Source organism: Bombilactobacillus bombi, from assembly GCF_013607485.1.
GTDB classification, from domain to species: Bacteria; Bacillota; Bacilli; order Lactobacillales; family Lactobacillaceae; genus Bombilactobacillus; species Bombilactobacillus bombi_A.
Window position 1 is genome coordinate 1 of sequence record NZ_SCHP01000015.1, and the last position, 19,061, is coordinate 19,061.

The 19,061-nt window shown below is 37.6% G+C and carries 19 protein-coding genes; all 19 read right to left on the reverse strand.

Going from position 1 to position 19,061, the window contains the following annotated elements; all coding sequences use genetic code 11:
* On the reverse strand, positions 1 to 457 hold a 457-nt coding region (locus tag EQ827_RS04545), incomplete at its 3' end, for a cupin domain-containing protein (protein ID WP_181189805.1).
* Positions 458 to 492: 35 nt separating this feature from the next.
* Positions 493 to 1,083 carry an XTP/dITP diphosphatase gene (locus EQ827_RS04550; RefSeq protein ID WP_181189806.1) on the reverse strand — a complete coding sequence of 197 codons (591 nt, stop codon included), beginning with the start codon at positions 1,081 to 1,083 and terminating at the stop codon, positions 493 to 495.
* 2 nt (positions 1,084 to 1,085) lie between these two features.
* Positions 1,086 to 1,898 carry a glutamate racemase gene (racE, locus tag EQ827_RS04555; protein ID WP_181189807.1) on the reverse strand — a complete coding sequence of 271 codons (813 nt, stop codon included), beginning with the start codon at positions 1,896 to 1,898 and terminating at the stop codon, positions 1,086 to 1,088.
* A 141-nt stretch (positions 1,899 to 2,039) separates the two neighbouring features.
* A complete protein-coding gene (gene dltD / locus EQ827_RS04560) occupies positions 2,040 to 3,302 on the reverse strand; it encodes a D-alanyl-lipoteichoic acid biosynthesis protein DltD (RefSeq protein WP_181189808.1) in 1,263 nt (420 codons plus the stop codon).
* Positions 3,295 to 3,537 (reverse strand): D-alanine--poly(phosphoribitol) ligase subunit DltC, encoded by a 243-nt coding sequence (gene dltC / locus EQ827_RS04565; RefSeq protein WP_181189809.1) that lies wholly within the window; start codon positions 3,535 to 3,537, stop codon positions 3,295 to 3,297. Before dltC ends, dltD begins: the two co-directional genes overlap by 8 nt.
* A 16-nt stretch (positions 3,538 to 3,553) precedes the next feature.
* The gene (gene dltB, locus EQ827_RS04570) at positions 3,554 to 4,774 is read right to left on the reverse strand and encodes a D-alanyl-lipoteichoic acid biosynthesis protein DltB (protein ID WP_181189810.1); all 1,221 of its coding nucleotides are present in this window, start codon (positions 4,772 to 4,774) and stop codon (positions 3,554 to 3,556) included.
* Positions 4,767 to 6,278: a D-alanine--poly(phosphoribitol) ligase subunit DltA gene (gene dltA / locus EQ827_RS04575; protein WP_309109339.1), complete on the reverse strand. Its 1,512-nt coding sequence runs from the start codon at positions 6,276 to 6,278 to the stop codon at positions 4,767 to 4,769. The genes dltB and dltA overlap by 8 nt, the downstream gene beginning before the upstream one ends.
* A 14-nt stretch (positions 6,279 to 6,292) precedes the next feature.
* A complete protein-coding gene (locus EQ827_RS04580; protein WP_181189811.1) occupies positions 6,293 to 6,433 on the reverse strand; it encodes a teichoic acid D-Ala incorporation-associated protein DltX in 141 nt (46 codons plus the stop codon).
* A 231-nt stretch (positions 6,434 to 6,664) separates the two neighbouring features.
* Positions 6,665 to 6,973, reverse strand: a complete 309-nt coding sequence (gene trxA, locus EQ827_RS04585) for a thioredoxin (RefSeq protein WP_181189812.1) — start codon at positions 6,971 to 6,973, stop codon at positions 6,665 to 6,667.
* A gap of 67 nt (positions 6,974 to 7,040) precedes the next feature.
* Entirely contained in the window at positions 7,041 to 9,395 is a 2,355-nt protein-coding gene (locus EQ827_RS04590; RefSeq protein ID WP_181189813.1) for an endonuclease MutS2, read from the reverse strand.
* A 95-nt stretch (positions 9,396 to 9,490) separates the two neighbouring features.
* Positions 9,491 to 10,033 (reverse strand): CvpA family protein, encoded by a 543-nt coding sequence (locus tag EQ827_RS04595; RefSeq protein ID WP_181189814.1) that lies wholly within the window; start codon positions 10,031 to 10,033, stop codon positions 9,491 to 9,493.
* A 24-nt stretch (positions 10,034 to 10,057) separates the two neighbouring features.
* On the reverse strand, positions 10,058 to 10,363 hold the full coding sequence (locus tag EQ827_RS04600) for a DUF1292 domain-containing protein (RefSeq protein WP_181189815.1): 306 nt from the start codon (positions 10,361 to 10,363) through the stop codon (positions 10,058 to 10,060).
* 12 nt (positions 10,364 to 10,375) lie between these two features.
* Entirely contained in the window at positions 10,376 to 10,819 is a 444-nt protein-coding gene (gene ruvX / locus EQ827_RS04605) for a Holliday junction resolvase RuvX (RefSeq protein ID WP_181189816.1), read from the reverse strand.
* A complete protein-coding gene (locus EQ827_RS04610; RefSeq protein WP_181189817.1) occupies positions 10,820 to 11,089 on the reverse strand; it encodes an IreB family regulatory phosphoprotein in 270 nt (89 codons plus the stop codon).
* A 131-nt stretch (positions 11,090 to 11,220) separates the two neighbouring features.
* Positions 11,221 to 13,860 (reverse strand): alanine--tRNA ligase, encoded by a 2,640-nt coding sequence (alaS, locus tag EQ827_RS04615; protein WP_181189818.1) that lies wholly within the window; start codon positions 13,858 to 13,860, stop codon positions 11,221 to 11,223.
* A gap of 244 nt (positions 13,861 to 14,104) precedes the next feature.
* Entirely contained in the window at positions 14,105 to 15,448 is a 1,344-nt protein-coding gene (locus tag EQ827_RS04620; RefSeq protein ID WP_181189819.1) for a DEAD/DEAH box helicase, read from the reverse strand.
* Between the two features lie 9 nt (positions 15,449 to 15,457).
* Positions 15,458 to 16,408, reverse strand: a complete 951-nt coding sequence (locus tag EQ827_RS04625; RefSeq protein ID WP_181189820.1) for a DHH family phosphoesterase — start codon at positions 16,406 to 16,408, stop codon at positions 15,458 to 15,460.
* Between the two features lie 10 nt (positions 16,409 to 16,418).
* Positions 16,419 to 17,525 (reverse strand): DNA polymerase IV, encoded by a 1,107-nt coding sequence (dinB, locus tag EQ827_RS04630; RefSeq protein WP_181189821.1) that lies wholly within the window; start codon positions 17,523 to 17,525, stop codon positions 16,419 to 16,421.
* Positions 17,522 to 19,009, reverse strand: a complete 1,488-nt coding sequence (gene zwf / locus EQ827_RS04635; protein ID WP_181189822.1) for a glucose-6-phosphate dehydrogenase — start codon at positions 19,007 to 19,009, stop codon at positions 17,522 to 17,524. Before zwf ends, dinB begins: the two co-directional genes overlap by 4 nt.
* Positions 19,010 to 19,061: the final 52 nt, after the last annotated feature.

Consider the following 19,061-nt stretch of genomic DNA (forward strand, 5'->3'; position numbering starts at 1 on the left):
ATTTTTGCTTCCAACTAATATTATTGTTACTTGATATATTAATCAGTTCATGAAACTTATTTCTTAGGATAATTAAATTACTATCAGTAAAATCTAGATCTAGATTTATACTAATGGGATCAACTGTCAATAAAAATTGTTCAGTATCATGGATATAAAATAGCCATTCAGGAGGTATAATGAGTGTCAATAATTTATCACTATCTGTTATACACAATTCTAAACGATGTATAGTACTAGGTCCAATGATTAAAAGATGATTTTCTTTTAATTTATATTCTTTTCCTAAAATGTAACATATACCAGGCTCTCCCTTTTCCACATATAAAAGTTCTATTCCATAATGCCAATGAGGTGTTACTATCATTTTGGGATTATCTTTATGAAAAATAATTCTAATAGGAAATTTACTATTATAAATTTGTTTTTCATGATATGCACTATTATAATTTTTCATTTTAAAATCCTATTCTTAATGATGAAACAAGCAGTTCACAATTTTTGATATTCGGCAACAAACTTTCTAATCGCTTGGCCCCGGTGGCTAATGCGATTTTTTTCTTCCATGGTTAGCTGTGCTAATGTCTTTTGTAAACTAGGTACATAGAATAACGGATCATATCCAAAGCCATTGTCGCCACGTGGAACAGTTAGTATTTGCCCAGTCAACTTTCCCACTACTTCAATTTCTTGATTAGTTATCGGATTTTGATACACAATAGTAGTTACAAACTGAGCTTGTCGTTTTTTGAGAGGAACCCCAGCTAATTCGGCTAAGAGTTTAGCATTATTAGCAGCATCGTTATGATCACCTGCAAAACGTGCTGAACGTACTCCTGGCTGTCCGTGTAGATAATCAACCATTAGCCCAGAATCATCGGCAATGGTCGGCAGGTGTAATTGTTTTATACCTGCAGCAACTTTTAAGTGCGCATTTTCAGAAAAAGTTAATCCAGTTTCTTCAATATCAGCAAATTCTGGATAATCTAGTAAAGTTTCAATTTGGATATTCCTATCATTTAAAGCTTGTGCAAATTCACGAGCTTTATTTTTATTTTTAGTGGCAATTAACAATTTATTCATAACTAGGATTTTAACTCCTCTACATCAATATGTCGTGCATGAATATGCTGTGGTGCTAGCCAATCATTAGCTATTTCTTCAAATTGGCGTGGATCCCCAGTTGTGTAATATTGATGTTGGATTAACTCTGGTTGAACCGCCGCCAAATTTAATTGTTGTAACTGGGTGTGCACCGCTTGAACGGCTGCTGCTCCAGCATCTATTAAGTGGACGTTGGATCCTACCGCTTGCTGAATTAAGGGACCCAATAAAGGAAAATGCGTACACCCCAAGATTAAGGTATCCATACTAAAAGTCCGCAAAGGCTGCAAAATTTGAGTGACGATTTCTTGAGATGAAGATGATTGATACTGATTGCGTTCAACCATAGTGACAAATTCTGGCGTTGCCAAACCCTTAATCTGTGCTGTAGGTGCCAATTTTAATAGTGCTTGTTGATAAGCATGGGCCTTAATAGTAGCTGGAGTAGCAATCACAGCTATTTTTTGATTTTTATTTACTTGAACGGCTGCCCGACTGCCAGAATCAATAACTCCAATAATGGGAATATTTAGTTCTTGTTTTAAAATGGGCAAAGCAGTTGCAGTCGCAGTATTGCAGGCAATAACAATCATTTTAACATTCTGAGCTTGTAAAAAATGAACCAATTGCCTAGTAAATCGGACAATTTGTTCTGGCTGGCGTGTGCCATAAGGCAAACGAGCTTGGTCTCCAATAAAGACTGTACTTTCATTGGGTAATTGACGTAACACTTCCTTAACTACTGTTAAGCCGCCCACTCCTGAATCTAAGAGCCCAATAGGCCGATTATCCATCTACTGCACCTCTTTTTTATCATTAAAAAAGGCCGCGCTCAAACGCGGCCTCAGTCTTTTAATAAGCTAATAAATCAAACATTCCTAAAAAACGCCGACATGGCCAAGTAGTCTATGATCATTATACACTCTTGAAAGATGTTACGGCAAAGTTTGTGGATTACGCTTTTGCCATTTTTTGGTGTAGAAATAATCATTCATTTGGTAATTAGGCTGCTTGAGTGGCTGTTGGACAAAGTGATGGATATGCCGGTCGACCCTTAACCATCCGCGCCAACCGATGTGAATAGTATCTTGCATAAAAAAAGGAATCCGCCCATCACGATGTAAATCAACGATATTATTAAATCCTTGTGATTGCAGTTGATATTTAATTTTGCGATCAAAACGATCTAACATGCTTTGATGTAATCCAGTATAATCCATCCAAGCCCCATTAACAGGTGTTATCACGAATAAAGGAGTGACATGGTGGCGTTGAAATTGATTTAACAGTAACTGAAAATCTGAAAATTCAGGTCCATATTCATACGTAAAATGAGTTTGACTATTTTTCAAACCTTTAACATAGCGCTTTAATTTACGCTGATAAAATTTATTTTCAATACCAAATTCATTATTAGTTGTATGTTCCTTACCCAAATCAAAGGCTAGCTGATCTAAACGCTGATAATCATAATGATCCGGTAATACCCGGGTACGATTATCAATTAATTGCTCGCGATTATCGATAAACAAGCGCGTAAAAATTTGGTCTTGATGGCGTAAATTAACACTACCCAACTTACCAACAGTAAACTTATCCCAACCGCTAATAGCACGCTTGTCAGCAATAGCTTTTAAAGAGTTTTCAATATCAGTGTCAGATTTTCCAGAGGGCATTGCTAATAGCCGCCGAGCTGCATAGCGATCAGCTAAAGAATTCGGATTAGCATGGTTAATGAAGTAAGTTGCCTGTTGTTTGGAATAATAACTGCCAAACATTCTAGGGTCAACACCTTCTTTTACAAACCATTGTGGTGAAATAAAAACAACTACCCTTTTATTATCCAGATGCTTACCCATAGCTTCAGTTGAAAAAAAATGAGTAAGCGACTGCGTTCCGGGTGAGCCTAACAAAAACGGTTTATAACCACGATGATATTTTTGTGAAAGTACCGAGGGATGAAAAGAATCAAAACGTGACAATTCTGAAGATCCCATCATCATTAAATAGCCGTCATCTAAGGCCTTATCTTTAATTTGATCTCCTCGTAAGACATTGGCTGTCAAAGATGTCGAAGCCTTTTTAACTGTTTGAGAAGATGCCGGAAAATGCCAAGGCCCATATAATAATGCAATTGCCAAAACAGCGGCCAAAATCATCGGTGCGATAATTTTGCCCAGCTTTTTTAGATTATTCATTTTCTAAACTTTCAACCTTTGCGATAATTTTATTAGGTGTTTCCCATTCTTGACGGTCAAATTCCGAAACTGGTACATCAATACCTAATTGTTGCTGCAACTCTAATAGTAATTGCACTGTGGCCATTGAATCTAAGAGACCACTATCAAATAAAGATTCATCCAAATTTTCCTTTACTTCATCACTACCAGTTAAATCTGCCAAAATATCTAAAACTGTTGCTTTTACGTCCATTGCAAAAATCCTCCTCTTATTTGAACCATAGTTTATCTAAAATACCAGAAAAAATCAAAAAACTAAAGCAAACAGTATTAAAGGTCATAAAAATCGAAAAATACTTAGTAAACCAATTTGACGGAATGTGTTGGCGATGTTTCTTTTTAAACCTTAACCAGGCATCCGTTAAAATTAATACTGTTGCGTGGAACAGTCCATAAACAATATAATACCACGTTTCCCCGTGCCAAATACCCATAGTTAAGAATAACAATAAGTAACCAATGTTAGCCATGGCAATCCGGCTTTTGAGCAATTTATTTTTCATAGCCCAAAAGACAAAACGCATATAGATATAATCCCGGAACCAGAATGATAAGGTCATATGCCAACGATTCCAGAATTCTTTCAAGTTATGAGCAGCAAAGGGCTTATTAAAGTTAACGGGAGTTTCAATTCCCATTAAATAACTAATCCCAACTGCAAATAAACTATAACCAGCAAAATCAAAAAACAAGTACATACTATAACAATACATATAAGCTACTAAATAAATTGATAAACCCCAGGGTACAGTACTTTTATGTGTTAATACTGCTTGCTCTAAACCAGGCAGCCATAGGGTACCAAATAAATAACCTAGTAAAAACTTATACAAGAAACCTAAGAAAATATTATGCAGACCCTTGCCAATTAACTCTACATATTTCTCTTGGCTAGGTACTTTATCATAATCTTTGATAAAGCGCCGATAGCGATCAATTGGTCCAGAAGAAATAGTCGGGAAAAATAATAAGAAGTGCAGAAATTTCCACAGGTCAAATTCCTTAATAGCACCATCCCGAATTTCCATCAGCATACCAACAGTCTTAAAGGTCAAATAACTAATTCCCAAAAAGGCCACAATTGAATCTCGACCATTGGCAAATAATGGCGTTAATTTAACTATTACCAACTGCAAAATGGATAGGATAATAGCACCTGCAAAAACCCAAAACTTGTTATGAAATTTTTTGTTTGTACGGTAACTTAAATAACCCTTAACAATTAAAGTTTGAATTAGCGTATAAGCTATTAAAGCAATACCCTGGCCAGTTTTTTCAGCATCAAAAATAAAAAATAAAAATAGTAATGAAACTAAGCTTTCATAAATACGCCAACGGTGACCATGATACAAACCAATCATTAGCGGCAGCAAAGCTACCAATAACAAAATGAAGTATTGGGGATTTTGATACGGCTGCAAATTAATCATGGTTATTTACCTCAGCCATTAACGTCTTCCGGTCAATTTTGCCATTGGCAGTTTTTGGCAGTTGCTGACGTACTTCAATACGCTGAGGAATCATATATTCCATCACATTTTGCGCTAATTGTTCCTTAATAGTAGTGCTAGGATTTTCTAATTCTTGATTCAAAACCACAAAGGCAATAATCTGATTCACCTTATGATTAGCCCCATAGCGTGGTACCGTAATTGCTTGATCAATCATAGGCAGAGCCGAAAGATTTTGATCTATGTCTTCCAGTTCAATACGATAGCCGTGAAGTTTAATTTGAAAATCGGTTCTTCCCCGGTAATAAATGGAGCCATCAGCTTTAATGGCGCCCAAGTCACCTGAACGATAAGCCCGTTGCCCTTCTTTAGTAAAGAAAGCTGCGGCTGTTTTTTCCGGATTATTCAAGTAACCTTTAGAAACACTAGGACCACTGATAATTAATTCGCCTTCAAAACTATCATTACCGGCATCATCAACTGCTGTAATCGTCGTATCTGGCTTAGCAAAGCCAATTGGCAAACGTTGATTTTGCTCAATTACTTGGGGAGTAATCTCGATAGCTGTTACCGCTACACAAGCCTCTGTCGGCCCATAAGTGTTGAATACTTGAGCTTGCGGGAACCGCTGCAATAAAGCCTTAGCGGTACTACGTGTTAGTTCTTCACCGCAGAACAAAAAGTGATGCAAGTGTGGATAATTTTCTTGTTTAAAGTTCTTATCTAATAAGCATAACTCGGCAAATGAAGGAGTAGATACCCACTCCTCTAAGTCTAAGGTCGGCAACACTTTAAAGAGCTGGCCAAAGTTTTCGGTAGTAGCATGAGAAATAGCTAATAACTTTCCCCCTAAGACTAAGGTTGGATAAAGATCCATCACTGACAAGTCGAAAGAATAAGGTGGCTGAGATAAACAGCGAATTTTAGCATGCAGATTAAAGTCATTGACTGTCCAGTTAACGTAGCTTAATAAGTTATTATGACTAATTTGAACTCCCTTAGGTACACCAGTCGTTCCCGAAGTAAAGATAATATAAAAATTCTGATCGCCTGCAACACTTTGAGTACGATCTAAAGGCGTTGCCTGATAATTCAGATGTGCTTGAATTTGGTCAGGTGTTACAGTCAATGTATCCAACTGAACAGGCAGCTCAAGAGTGCCTAATATTGCTGCGGGATGCGCAATTTCATTAATTTGAATTAAACGTTCTTTAGGTGAATGGGCATCGACAGGGATATAGGCATGACCAGCCTTAACTGCTGCAAGCATAGTCACTACCATTAAAAAGCTTTGATCGCCATACACGATCACTGGAGCTTCTTGAGGCAGCGCCAAGGACTGCAAATAAGCAGCTAAACAGTTAGTTTGTTGATATAAATCTTGATAAGTGTGAGAACCCTGTTCATCTTGATAGCAATCATCTAAATTGTCTTGAGCAACTTGATCAATTGCCGTCAAAATATTAGTTATTTGATAACTCACGGTAAAAGTTCCTCCTAAAATTCATTATAAATAAAGCCACTGTTATTAATGCCAGCATAACTATATAAATAAACTAAAGCCATAATGATTAAAAAATAAAAAATTGTTCTACCAATAAATTTTACTGCTGTATGGTGATTAAAAAATTCTTTCAATAGTCTTTATTCCTCCTACTGACACCAATATAGTATAACACTTCGACATATTTTCGAAATTAAATTTAAAAAATTTGACAGCAATCAGCTTCATTATAGCAAAAAAACCAATGGAGACAACTATTTATCGCCGTTCAAATTTATCTTATCTAGTCTTGAAATATCTCAACAAAAATAGGTTGAGACCCTCGTCCCAACCCTTTGTTACTAATTACTTATTAAATAGTCACTTTAAGAGTGCTTTTCAATAATTTGTTTTAATTGTGCTTCACTATGATAACCGACCATAGTTTCTACTACTTGGCCGTCTTTCTTTAAAAGCAAAGTAGGAATTGCCTGAATACCAAATTCATTTGGTGTCTTAGGATTAGCATCGACATCCATCTTGGTAAATTTAACATCATCATACATTCCCGATAATTTTTCAATCACGGGGGACTGCATCCGACAAGGACCACACCAAGTTGCCCAAAAATCTGTTAACACTAAGCCTTGACTGGTTTCATCTTGAAAAGTTTGATCGGTAACTTCTTCAACCATCAATATCATCTCCTCTTATTCTACCTCATTTTAGCAAGGTGAATCTTATTTACAAAATTTTTTGCTCTTAACCTAAAATAACAATCGTGGCACCCTGACCCCCAGCATTGGCTGGGGCATAATTGAATTTTTTTATGCGCGGATTATTTTGCAGATATTTCTGTACACCTTTACGAATTACTCCCGTTCCAAAACCATGAACAATCGTAACTTGATTATAATTAGCTAACAAGGCTGCGTCAATATATTGGTCCAAATCTGTCATAGCTTCTTCATAACGTTTACCTCGTAAGTCTAACTGGAGTGGCAAAGCACTATGGGCGCGACGCTGAGAGATCGTTTGCTGTTGAACTTGAGGCTGAGCGTTAATCTTGGTTAATTGTTCTTTAGGCAAACGCATTTTTAAAATACCCAATTGCACTTCAAAATTACCCTTTTTATCTTGACCAATTACTACACCATCTTGATCATAAGAATCTACATGGACATCATCCCCAACTTTAATAGCCTGCTTTCGTTTTTCACGCTGCAAAACCTTATTAGTTGTTAAATGACGATTTTGATGTAAATGCTTTAATTGAGTCTGGGCCCTGATAAGCTGGTCATCTTTGACTGCTTGAGCACCTTGCTGTTGTAAATCACGCAAATGAGCAATAATCTTTTCTGCTTGCTGTTGCGTACGCTCTAGCAACTGATTAGCTTTAGCCTGGGCTTGATCGAGAAGTTGATCTTGTTGTTGTTGCAATTGCTGTTGTTGCGCAGTAAGTTCTGCTTGCTGTTGTTGAAGAGTTTGTAACTGCTGGTGATATTGATGAGCGGAATTTTCATAATTTTTACGTTGACGCTCCAAATCTTGAATCATCGCATTCAAATCTTGGCTAGCTCCGCTTTGCAATTGACGCGCCCGCTGCACAATACTTGCTTGCATTCCCAAACGTTGCGCAATATCAAAGGCATTACTACTTCCGGGTATTCCAACTAAAAGCCGATAGGTAGGCTGGAGTGTTTCTTGATCAAATTCCATGGAAGCATTGATGGTTTGCTCATAATTGTAAGCAAAAACTTTTAATTCAGGATAATGTGTGGTCACCATTAAATCGCTGCCCGCTTGATTAAAGGCTTCAATTAAGGATATAGCTAAGGCCGCTCCTTCTTGAGGATCGGTCCCAGCGCCTAATTCATCTAATAAAATCAGGCTATACTGATTGGCATGTTGAAGAATATTGATAATATTATCCATGTGTGAAGAAAAAGTACTAAGGTTTTGTTCAATTGATTGTTCATCACCAATATCAGCAAAAACATCCTGGAAAATCGCTACTTGACTATCTTCAGCAGCCGGAATAAATAACCCCGACTGCGCCATTAATTCCAGTAAGCCAACAGTTTTTAAAGCAATCGTCTTCCCACCAGTATTTGGACCGGTAATAATTAAATTACGATACGACTTTCCTAATTCAATTGAGTTAGGGACTACTTGTTGTGGATCAATTAAGGGATGACGGGCTGACTTTAAATTTAACTGATTGTCCGTACTTAAATGAGGTTCAGTAGCTTGTATTTGCTTTGCATAGTGAGCTTTAGCCTGAATTAAATCCAACTGCCCAATAAGCCAAGCATTTTGGCGTAATTCATTTTGATAAGGACGTAATAAATCACTTAATTCCTGCAAAATCCGTTGTAATTCTTGTTTTTCAGCTACTTGTTGCTCTTGAACAACATTATTTAAAGCAATAACACTTTGTGGCTCGACATAAACGGTTTGTCCACTAGCACTTTGGTCGTAGACTACACCTCCAAAATGATTGCGGGCAGCTTGTTTCACAGGCAATACTAAATGACCTTCACGAACGGTAATAATAGGTTCACTAAGATATTTACTACTTGAGCTGCGCAAGTATTGCTCCATGCGATCGCGAACACGCTGTTGAGCCGTTTGTAGAGTTTTGCGGATTTGTTTGAGAGCTGGAGATGCACCATCTAAGATTTTCCCAGTATGATCGACAGATTTACTAAGTCTTTGGCTGAGTTGCGGCAAACTAACTAACTGATCAGCTAGTTCATATAATCTGCGCAAATCTTGACCGTCAGTTCTCAAATCACTAAAAAAGTCTCTTACATCTTGCGTAGTTTGTAAAATTTGACTTACATGAAAAAGCTCGCTGCCATTCAAAGTTGCGGCAATTTTTAAGCGTTTCAATTCTTGCTCAATGTTTTTGGTAGCTTGAATTGGTATCTCCTGATTAAGACGTAAAATATCACAGCCGTCTTTAGTTTCATCTAACCATTTTTGAACTTGTGGGAACTGACTACTTGGATGAAGATGCTGTAACTGCCTTTGACCTTGAGCAGTAATTAAATATTGGCTTAAGGCCTGCTTAATCTTTTCATATTCTAATGTTTGTAATATTCGTCTGTTCATGAATTTTCCTTATAAAAATAAATAATATACGAAAAAGGCTGCGCAAAAAATAGAATTGCCAGCCTTTTTCACATACTTGCTTATTATCCATACTATTAGGGGATAGCCAACAGTAATTGCGTAAATGGACGTGTTAAAAAAATAGAGTATCTAATCATAGTAGATGCAATCAAGGAATTGTTCAGTGACTTTTGCAGTCCCGAAATTGGAATTAAAGCCAGGACATATAATACGAAAAAAATAGCTGCATAATTACAGATAAAAGCCAATAATGCCCCACTAACATGATTAAGATCTGCAGGAAGAGGATAAAAAGTTAAATCATGTAAATAAGCTCCAATGATGCGCGTTATCATCCAGCCGACAAACAAAATAAAAACAAAAGCCACACCGCAATAAAATGCTTGATCTAAACTCAAACTAACTTTTGTACTAAAAAAAGCAAAATAACTGCGTGGCGAAGCTGAAGGATATGGAACCAACAAATCTAGCTTGGATCCTAGCCATCGACAGTTCATAATGGCTATGGCCAAACTAATAGCATAGCCCGTTGTATAAACCATTTGCATTACTAGTCCTCTTCTAACACCAACGTAAACTCCATAGGCTAGAATGAGAATAATCAATCCACTTACCATACCATACACCCTAATATTCGTATTTTATTGTTCGTCTGGCTGATCAGTAGCCGAAAAAGTATTCAACACTTCTTGAACCATTTCCCATTCTGCATCGTCTTCAATTGGTGTCAAATCACCAGATGTAACATCGCCGCTTTCATCTGGAGTATAACTAAAAGCCTGAATCTCAATTTCGTCTTCTTCCTCAGCTGCGGCACGGTACATCAAAACATAGGACTTGCCATAATCTTGAGAATCAAAGGTAAACAAAATCCGATAAGCTTCTTGATGACCTTGATCATCACTTAAAATAATCTCTCGATCATCATTTTCCATTTGCTGTGTCATAGTTAGTCCTTTCTAATCCTGTCCTTGCGTTTTTTGATAAGACAAACGATCCAAGTAATTTTGTAAAATCATTACTGCTGCTAATTTGTCAATCACTTGATGTCGCCGATGGCGGGAAGCATCTCCTTCTTCAATTAACATGCGTGATGCCTGGACAGTAGTTAAACGTTCGTCAATATAATCTACTGGTAAATGAAACTTTTCTTCCAGCATTTGTCCATAAGCTTGAGATTTTTCAGCACGTTCGCCAACCGTATTATTCATATTTTTAGGAAAGCCAACGACAAACTTTTCCACTTGATATTTAGCTACCAATTGTGCTAAGCGCTCCAAGCCATATTCTTGTTTTGTCTCATCAATTCGAATAATTTCGACTCCTTGGGCTGTCCAGCCGAGTAAATCACTCACAGCGACTCCAACAGTTTTGGAGCCAACATCTAATCCCATTATTCTCACTTATTTTGCTCCATCATGATCATGTTCCAAGTAAAAGCGGACCAGTTCTTCAATAATCTCGTCACGCTCATGTTTTAAAATCAAATTACGTGCATCGTTATAACGTGGAATATAAGCAGGATCCCCTGAAAGTAAATAACCTACGATTTGGTTAATAGGATTATATCCCTTATCTTCCAAGGCCTGATATACCTTTTTTAAAGTTGCCCGTACATCTTGACGCCGACTTTCGTTAAAATCAAAACTCATTGTATTATCTAATGAACTCACAAGCTTCCACCCCTTTTATATTCCCTATCATACTCAAAAAACAAAATAATCACAAATATTATTTTTTATTGTCGTATTCATTACCGGTAAAATAGCGATTGTGACTTGCTTAATTCATTTGTGAATTTTGCTTACTTAGCTAATAACTGCTCAGCTAATTGTAAAGCGGATTGCAAACCTGCAGGATTCTTACCGCCAGCTTGCGCCATTTGAGCGCGGCCGCCGCCGCCGCCGTTAATTTTAGGCGCAATTTGCTTAATTAACTCGCCAGCACTTAAGCCTTGATCTAAAGCGGATTGATTGAGTGCTACTAATAAATTAGCTTTATCGCCATTTTTGGCACCTAAAACTAGAATATCGGAATTTTGCTTATTTTTCCAGTCATCAGCAATTTGACGTAATTCTTTCATATTATTTACAGGTGCAATTTCAGCAATTAGCCGCCAGGATCCTACTTGTTTAACTTGGTCTAAAATACTATTAGCTTGTTGTTGCACTAATTTAGTTTGCAAATTCTCTAATTGATGTTGAGTTGACTTTAAATCTGCAAGTAATTGGTCAACTTTTGCTGGTAAGTCTTTAGTTTGCGGAACTTTTAATTGGGTTTGAATCTGGGTGAGATTTTGTAATTGATTATCTAAATACTGCCAAGCTTCTTGGCTAGTAACCGCGGTAATCCGACGAACCCCGGCTCCTGTTGAGGCTTCAGAAGTAATCTTAAATAGACCAATTTCAGCTGTGTTAGCAACATGAGTACCACCACAAAGTTCCAAAGAAAAATCACCAATCTTGACAACGCGGACTTGATCACCATATTTATCATCAAATAGCGCAATCGCCCCCATTTTTTTAGCGGAATCTAAATCAGTTTCAATGGTTTGTACTGGAATTTCTTTCCAAATTTGTTCATTGACAATTTGTTCAATTTGAGCTAATTGCTGTGAAGATACTTTTTCCAAACTTGTAAAGTCAAAACGAAGATAATCCGGCTCCACTAAGGATCCTGCTTGATGTGTATGAGACCCTAAGACATTGCGGAGAGCTTGATCCAATAAGTGTGTAGCAGTATGGTTACGGCGCACTTTTTGCCGAAATGCTACATCAATTTCTAAGCGATACTGTTCATTAACCTTTAAAGGTGCTTGTACTTGAACAAAGTGTAAATTTTGGCCATTAGGTGCATGCTGCACATCTTCTACTTGGGCAACAATTTCTCCATTAGCATTTTTAATCACACCGACATCAGCTACTTGACCACCCATTTCCGCATAAAAAGGAGTTTGATCAAAGATTAACTGTGCTGTACCTTGTGTTACTTGATTTACTGCTTGGTCGTTGGTGATAATATTTTTCAAAGTGCAGTGATCACTGCTGTAATTATTATAGCCAATAAACTGACTGGCAGTTTTAATTGACATTAATAATTTGTCTTGAGAACCCATTGACTGTTGATGACCGCGCGCTTGGCGAGCCCGTTCTTTTTGCTTTTCCATCTCTGCAGAAAAACCATCTTTATCCACACTCAAACCTTGCTCTTGAGCATATTCAACTGTCAATTCATAAGGAAAGCCATAGGTATCAAATAGGCGAAAGGCGGCTTGGCCGCTTAAAATTGAACTTCCAGATTGTTTAACCGAATTAATTTCATTATTTAATAAATCCAAACCTTCACTTAAAGTATTGGCGAAGCGATCTTCTTCTGAGTGAATGACTTTTTGAATAAAGTCTTGCTGTTGAAGAATTTCGGGATAATAACTTTGCATGATTTTGCCAACTACTGGCACTAATTGATATAAGAAGGCCTGCTTGATTCCCAATTTTTGGCCATTTAAGGCTGCCCGGCGAATAAGCCGACGGAGAACATAGCCACGCCCTTCATTAGAAGGAATTGCCCCATCACCAATCGCAAAGGTTACAGCGCGCGCATGGTCAGCAATGATTTTAAAGGCCACATCATCTTCAGAATTTTGCGCGTAGTGTTTTTGTGCACTTAATTTTTCTGTAGCCTGAATAATTGGCATGAACAAATCAGTTTCAAAATTTGTTGGAGCATCTTGAATAACCGAAACAATCCGTTCTAAGCCCATTCCTGTATCAATATTTTTATGGGGCTGGTCAACAAAGCGTCCATCAGGCAAGTGATTAAACTGAGAAAAAACAATATTCCAAATTTCTAGATAGCGGGAATTTTCCCCTCCGGGATAATTTTCGGGATCATTTTCAGCGACATCATTATTTTCTTGACCGCGATCGTAAAAAATTTCCGAATCTGGACCACTAGGACCAACACCTATATCCCAAAAATTGTCCTCGTCTTTATAAATATGATTAGCTGCTACCCCTTGTTGTTGCCATAACTCATAGGCATCGTTATCCTTAGGGTAAACTGTAATATATAGTCTTTGAGGATCAAAATCAAACCACTCTGGACTAGTTAATAACTCCCAAGCCCAAGCAATTGCGTCTTTTTTAAAATAATCACCTACTGAAAAATTCCCGAGCATTTCAAAAAAAGTTTGATGGCGTGCTGTCCGGCCAACATTTTCAATATCATTAGTCCGAATACTTTTTTGAGCAGAAGTTAAACGGGGATTCTTCGGAATAACTTCACCGTCAAAATACTTTTTTAAAGTTGCTACCCCCGAATTAATCCAGAGTAAAGATGGGTCATTTTTAGGAATTAAAGATGCACTGGGTTCAATGGTATGACCCTTAGTTTTAAAGAAATCAAGAAACATTTGCCGTACTTCAGCACTAGACATTTTTTTCATCAATATTGCCTCCAAATAAAAACAAAATCGTTGCCATTCAAGGACGCCCGAGCGCGGTACCACCTTGGTTGCAACGATTTTGTCGTTTGCCTCTTTTAAAGTTTTTACATCAATTGTTTATTAAATTGGCAGCATTACTAATCAATTTCTAGGTAATTGCACCAACCTTACCCTCTCTAGAAGAAATTTAATTAATAACATATCCATTCAAAATAATAATAATAAATTCCAGAAAAGTCAACTTTTATCCTTGTTGCTTACGTAATTTGCGCAAGCGTTGGCGTTCAGCACGCTGTTGTAATTTACGCTTTTGCTTTTGGTCTGCCTGAATAGCCGCCTTAATTTTTTTACGATATCCAGGTTTTTTCTTGCGTTGCGCCTTTTTAACAAAGCCCTTTAAAGTCGGATCTAAGGCTGTTTGTTTGGCAGTTCGCTGTTGTCGGCGATCATGCGGTTTAGCTTTCACTAACTCGTGATTCTTAATTTCCTTATAGGCAAAATGAATACCCAAATTTTCGAGGTGCGCAATTTTTTCTTCTTCATCTGGCCCATATAAGGTAATAGCAATGCCAGACATCTGATTACGCCCCGTTCGACCCACTCGATGAATGAAAAATTCATCTTCAGTGGGAATTTGAGCATTAATAACATGAGAAATACCCTTGATATCAATCCCTCGAGCGGCTAAATCAGAAGCTACTACATATTGATATTCCATATTTTCAATAGCTTTCATAGTCCGCTTACGGATTCTCGGCGTAAGATCACCATGAATTTTAGCGACTTTAAGTCCTTGAGCTGTTAAATAATCATAAATTTCATCGACGGCCTTTATTGTATTCGCAAATATCAAGGCTAAATAAGGCTGCCCTAAAGTTAAGACTTGATATAAAACCGCCTTGGGATCTTGTCCGCGAGTAAACAATGCCCAATTTTGAATATTGGGAGCAATCACTGTAGGTACTTCCAATTTTTCAAATACTGGCTGATACAAATATTTTTTTAAGAAAGGTTGAAGCTTCGGAGGGATAGTCGCAGAAAAAACCATTGTCTGTAACTTAGTAGGTAAGCTGCTGGCAATTTGATCGACTTGATTCAAAAAGCCCATATCTAAAGTCATGTCTGCTTCATCAATCACCAGGTATTGGACTGTCTGAACCTGTAAACTATGGGTTTTAATTAAATCTAAAATTCTTCCGGGCGTTCCAATTACTATTTGGGGTTGCCAACGCTGTAATTGCTGAACTTGCTTTAACTTATCAGTACCACCCACATAAAAGCCAATATGAATAGTAGCTGAAGATGTCTCAATCAACTTTTCGGCAGCTAAACGAATTTGATAAGCTAATTCACGACTAGGAGCCGTAATGATCAACTGAACTTTTAAATCAGCTGTAAGCTGATTAATTAGTGGTATCAAATAAGCATGGGTTTTACCGCTGCCAGTTTGTGCTTGAACAATAACATCCTTACCGGCTTTAATTAGCGGTATTACTTGTTCTTGGACCGGAGTAGGATTTTGAAAATTAATTTTTTGAAGTGCTTGATTCATAAAATCCGCCAAATGATAATCGGCAAATGTTGCCATAATAATACCTCATTCATTAAATTGTTGTTGTAATGCAATTAGTTCTGTAAAAATTTGTTGAACTTCTGCTTCATCTTGGGCCTTAGCTCCACTTGCTAAGGGATGTCCGCCGCCATGATGAGCAGCTGCTAATTCATTAATTTCTGGTCCTTGAGAACGTAAATGAATGCGATAGCTGCCATCACTTTGTTCAACGCCCATTACCCAGCTATGCACGCCCTTAAGCCGTCCTGGAGTAGAAACCACAACGTGAGCATCTTCAGCGCTTAAATCTAAAGATTGCAATAAAGACTGGGGTACTATCAATTTAGCAGCTCCACTAATATCTACTTGAAGATGATCATAGACGTAACCCTGTAAGCGAGCTTGATTTAATGTAACCTCGCCCATTTTTAAATTAATCGCATTAGGATCAAAATTGTGGCTAATTAACTGCGCTGCCAAATTTAAAGTGTGGACTGTAGTACTAGGATACAAAAAGCGGCCTGTATCACCTACAATTCCTGTATATAAACTAGCTGCTGCCTGATCAGTCATGTGTAATTTGGTTCCAGCAGCATTAATTAAGTTGCCAATAATTTCAGAACAACTAGAAGCACTGGTATCAACGTATAACAAATCACCATAAGGATCTATATTGGGATGATGATCAATTTTAATTAGACTAGCTCCTTGATTATAACGCTGATCACTAATGCGAGGCCGATCAGCCGTATCAACGACAATTACTAAAGCTCCCTGATAATCACTATCAGTCACCTGATCCATTGTACTAATCCATGCTAAATCGCCTACTCCTTCACCTGCCAATAAGACAGTTTTGTCCGGATAAGCGGCGCGAATACTGGCAGCTAGACCTAGCTGTGAGCCTAAAGCATCAGGATCTGGATGTACGTGTCGATGGATAATAATTTTTGGTGCAGCAGAGATTTTATCAATAATTTCTCCAAAAGTATTCATACTGGTCCTCCTAAAATAATTCTATCTCTTCAAAATTTTGTTCACTCAGATTCGTCATAGTTACCCCCAATAAACGCAAAGGCTGAGTCTGCAAAGCTAATTCTTCAAATAATTGCTGACTAACTTGAAAAATTAGTTCTGCATTGTTTGTAAAATGTTCTAAAGTCCTTCGCCGCGTATAGGTAACAAATTCCACAGTTCGTACTTTAATAACTACTGTCTGCCCCACAAGACGCTTTTGCTGTAAGGTTTGAGCTACTTGCTGGGACATCTGCTGAAATATCTGTTGTGTTAATTGGTCGTTGAAAATGGGCCGATTAAAAGTCTGCTCGCGACCAATAGACTTATTTTGACGATGGGCTTTGACAGGCTGATTATCAATTCCATGTGCTCGTTGATATAACAAAAAGCCTGTTTTGCCAAATTTTTTAGTTAAAAAGTCGACTGATACTGATTGTAAATCCTGACCGGTGTGCAACCCTAGTTGATTTAACTTTTGCTGTAAAGCTTTGCCCACACCATGAAATTTACTAATTGGCATTTGAGCCAAAAAATTTTGTGCTTGCCTACTGGTGATAACCGTTCGACCAAAAGGCTTAGCATAATCAGAAGCCATTTTAGCTAAAAACTTATTGTACGAAACTCCAACAGAACAAGTCAACCGCAGTTGACGCTTAATTGTACGTTGAATAATTAAAGCCAAGCGAATTTCATCATCTAGTGCAAGTTTATTATGTGTAACATCTAAATAGGCCTCATCTAAGGCCACAGGCTCCCAAATATCAGTAACCTGGTTAAAAATTTGATGAATTTGGGATGAAATTTGACGATATAAGGGAAAATTTGGCGGTGTAAATTGTAATTGAGCCGCGGGGATTTTTTCTACAGCTTTAATAGCAGGCATTGCCGAACCGATACCATATTGGCGCGCCTTATAATTAGCAGTAGTAATCACTCCATGACCATTATGCTGACGCGGATCAGGCGCAATCACTAAAGCTTTGTGACGATAATGAGGATGCTGCTGCTCTTCTACTGAAGCATAAAAAGCATCCATATCAACGTGAATTATATGGCGGTCATCGTGAATAATTTGTGGTAAATCTAAAAAACTCATTGGCCAAACTCATTACTCCAGACCCATTCATTGCCATCGCGAGCTAATAGTTCGTTGCTGGCTTTAGGACCAAAACTATTACTATAATAATTAGGAAATTGGGGTACGTTTTGATCCCAATATTGACGAATTTGATCAATAAAACGCCAAGTATGTTCTTGCTCTTGCCAATTAGTAAAGTTAGTTTGATCGCCATGAATAATATCAATTAATAATTTTTCATAAGCTTCTTGGGAATTAGACATTTCTTCTTGCGACTGCCAAAAGTCTAGTGTATGCATAAACGGCCGTAAAGCCATGCCCGGATTAGTTCCATTGAGTGCCAAACTCAAGCCTTGCGTCGGCTCAACAAAAATACTTAAAATTACTGGCTGAGTAGCGACTTCTTGTAATTGCGCTTGTGAAAATATTTTATTAGCTGTAGTTTTAAAAACTAAATCAATCCTTGTCGTTTTTTGGCAAAGGCGTTTACCACTGCGAACATAAAAAGGCACCCCTTGCCACCGCGGATTATCTATTAAAATTTTCCCAGCTACAAATGTTTCAATCGGGGAATCATCTGCTACATTGTCAGCTTGACGATATGCTAATTGGTTCCCCTTATGATCAGCACCATATTGGCCACGAACAAAATTTACTGCTACTTGTTCAGGAGAATAAGTCGGTAATTGGGCAAATAAGCGGCTTTTTTCTTGATGAACTGCAGCTGAAGAAAATTCCTGGGGCTTTTCCATTGCTACTAAACCCAAAATTTGCAGGGCATGATTTTGAATCATATCCCTTAAAGCACCCGCGGTTTCATAATATCCGGCCCGTTCACCCACACCTAAAGTTTCTGCAAGTGTAATTTGGACGTTACTAAGATAATTTTTATTCCAGACAGCTTCTAAAATCGGATTCGTAAAACGTAAAAGCGGTAAAGCTTGAACCATTTCCTTGCCCAAATAATGATCAATACGATAAATTTGATTCTCCTGAAAGGTCGCAGCAATACTGCTATTTAACTCTGTAGCACTCTTTAAGTCGCGGCCAAATGGTTTTTCAATCACTAACCGATTATATCCTTGAGCTGTTAAGAGACCCTCAGAATTAATGTGACTGGCCACTGTCCCAAAAAAGCGAGGAGCTACTGCCATGTAAAAGATTTGATTAGCACCTGTTTGATATTGCTGGCTTAACTGGGCAGCTAGCTTTTTTAAGGCAACATAATGATTAGCATCATTAACATCATGAGCCTGATAATAAAAATGCTGGGCAAAACTAGAAATTTTTTCCTGATCACCAATATCTGCCCCAATAGATTCCATTACTGTTTGTCGAAAATATTCATGACTCCATGGCCTTCTTGCCGTGCCAATTACAGCAAAGTGGTCTTGTAGATAACCTTTAACATATAACTTAAATAAAGCTGGATATAATTTGCGGTGGGCTAAATCACCAGAACCGCCAAAAATAATAAAAATAGTTCGTTGTTCTTTTGCCATAGTTTACTCCTAGAGCTATTAGTGATATTACCACTTTTATTTTACACTCTTG

Coding starts and splice junctions, on each gene's coding strand:
- EQ827_RS04590 (WP_181189813.1), bottom strand. CDS start 9,395: ATGAACAGACGAATATTACAAACATTAGAATATGAAAAGATTAAGCAG.
- dinB (WP_181189821.1), bottom strand. CDS start 17,525: ATGAGTTTTTTAGATTTACCACAAATTATTCACGATGACCGCCATATA.
- racE (WP_181189807.1), bottom strand. CDS start 1,898: ATGGATAATCGGCCTATTGGGCTCTTAGATTCAGGAGTGGGCGGCTTA.
- EQ827_RS04620 (WP_181189819.1), bottom strand. CDS start 15,448: ATGGCAACATTTGCCGATTATCATTTGGCGGATTTTATGAATCAAGCA.
- alaS (WP_181189818.1), bottom strand. CDS start 13,860: ATGAAAAAAATGTCTAGTGCTGAAGTACGGCAAATGTTTCTTGATTTC.
- EQ827_RS04600 (WP_181189815.1), bottom strand. CDS start 10,363: ATGACACAGCAAATGGAAAATGATGATCGAGAGATTATTTTAAGTGAT.
- dltB (WP_181189810.1), bottom strand. CDS start 4,774: ATGATTAATTTGCAGCCGTATCAAAATCCCCAATACTTCATTTTGTTA.
- dltC (WP_181189809.1), bottom strand. CDS start 3,537: ATGGACGTAAAAGCAACAGTTTTAGATATTTTGGCAGATTTAACTGGT.
- trxA (WP_181189812.1), bottom strand. CDS start 6,973: ATGGTTGAAGAAGTTACCGATCAAACTTTTCAAGATGAAACCAGTCAA.
- zwf (WP_181189822.1), bottom strand. CDS start 19,009: ATGGCAAAAGAACAACGAACTATTTTTATTATTTTTGGCGGTTCTGGT.
- EQ827_RS04595 (WP_181189814.1), bottom strand. CDS start 10,033: ATGGTAAGTGGATTGATTATTCTCATTCTAGCCTATGGAGTTTACGTT.
- EQ827_RS04550 (WP_181189806.1), bottom strand. CDS start 1,083: ATGAATAAATTGTTAATTGCCACTAAAAATAAAAATAAAGCTCGTGAA.
- dltD (WP_181189808.1), bottom strand. CDS start 3,302: ATGAATAATCTAAAAAAGCTGGGCAAAATTATCGCACCGATGATTTTG.
- EQ827_RS04625 (WP_181189820.1), bottom strand. CDS start 16,408: ATGAATACTTTTGGAGAAATTATTGATAAAATCTCTGCTGCACCAAAA.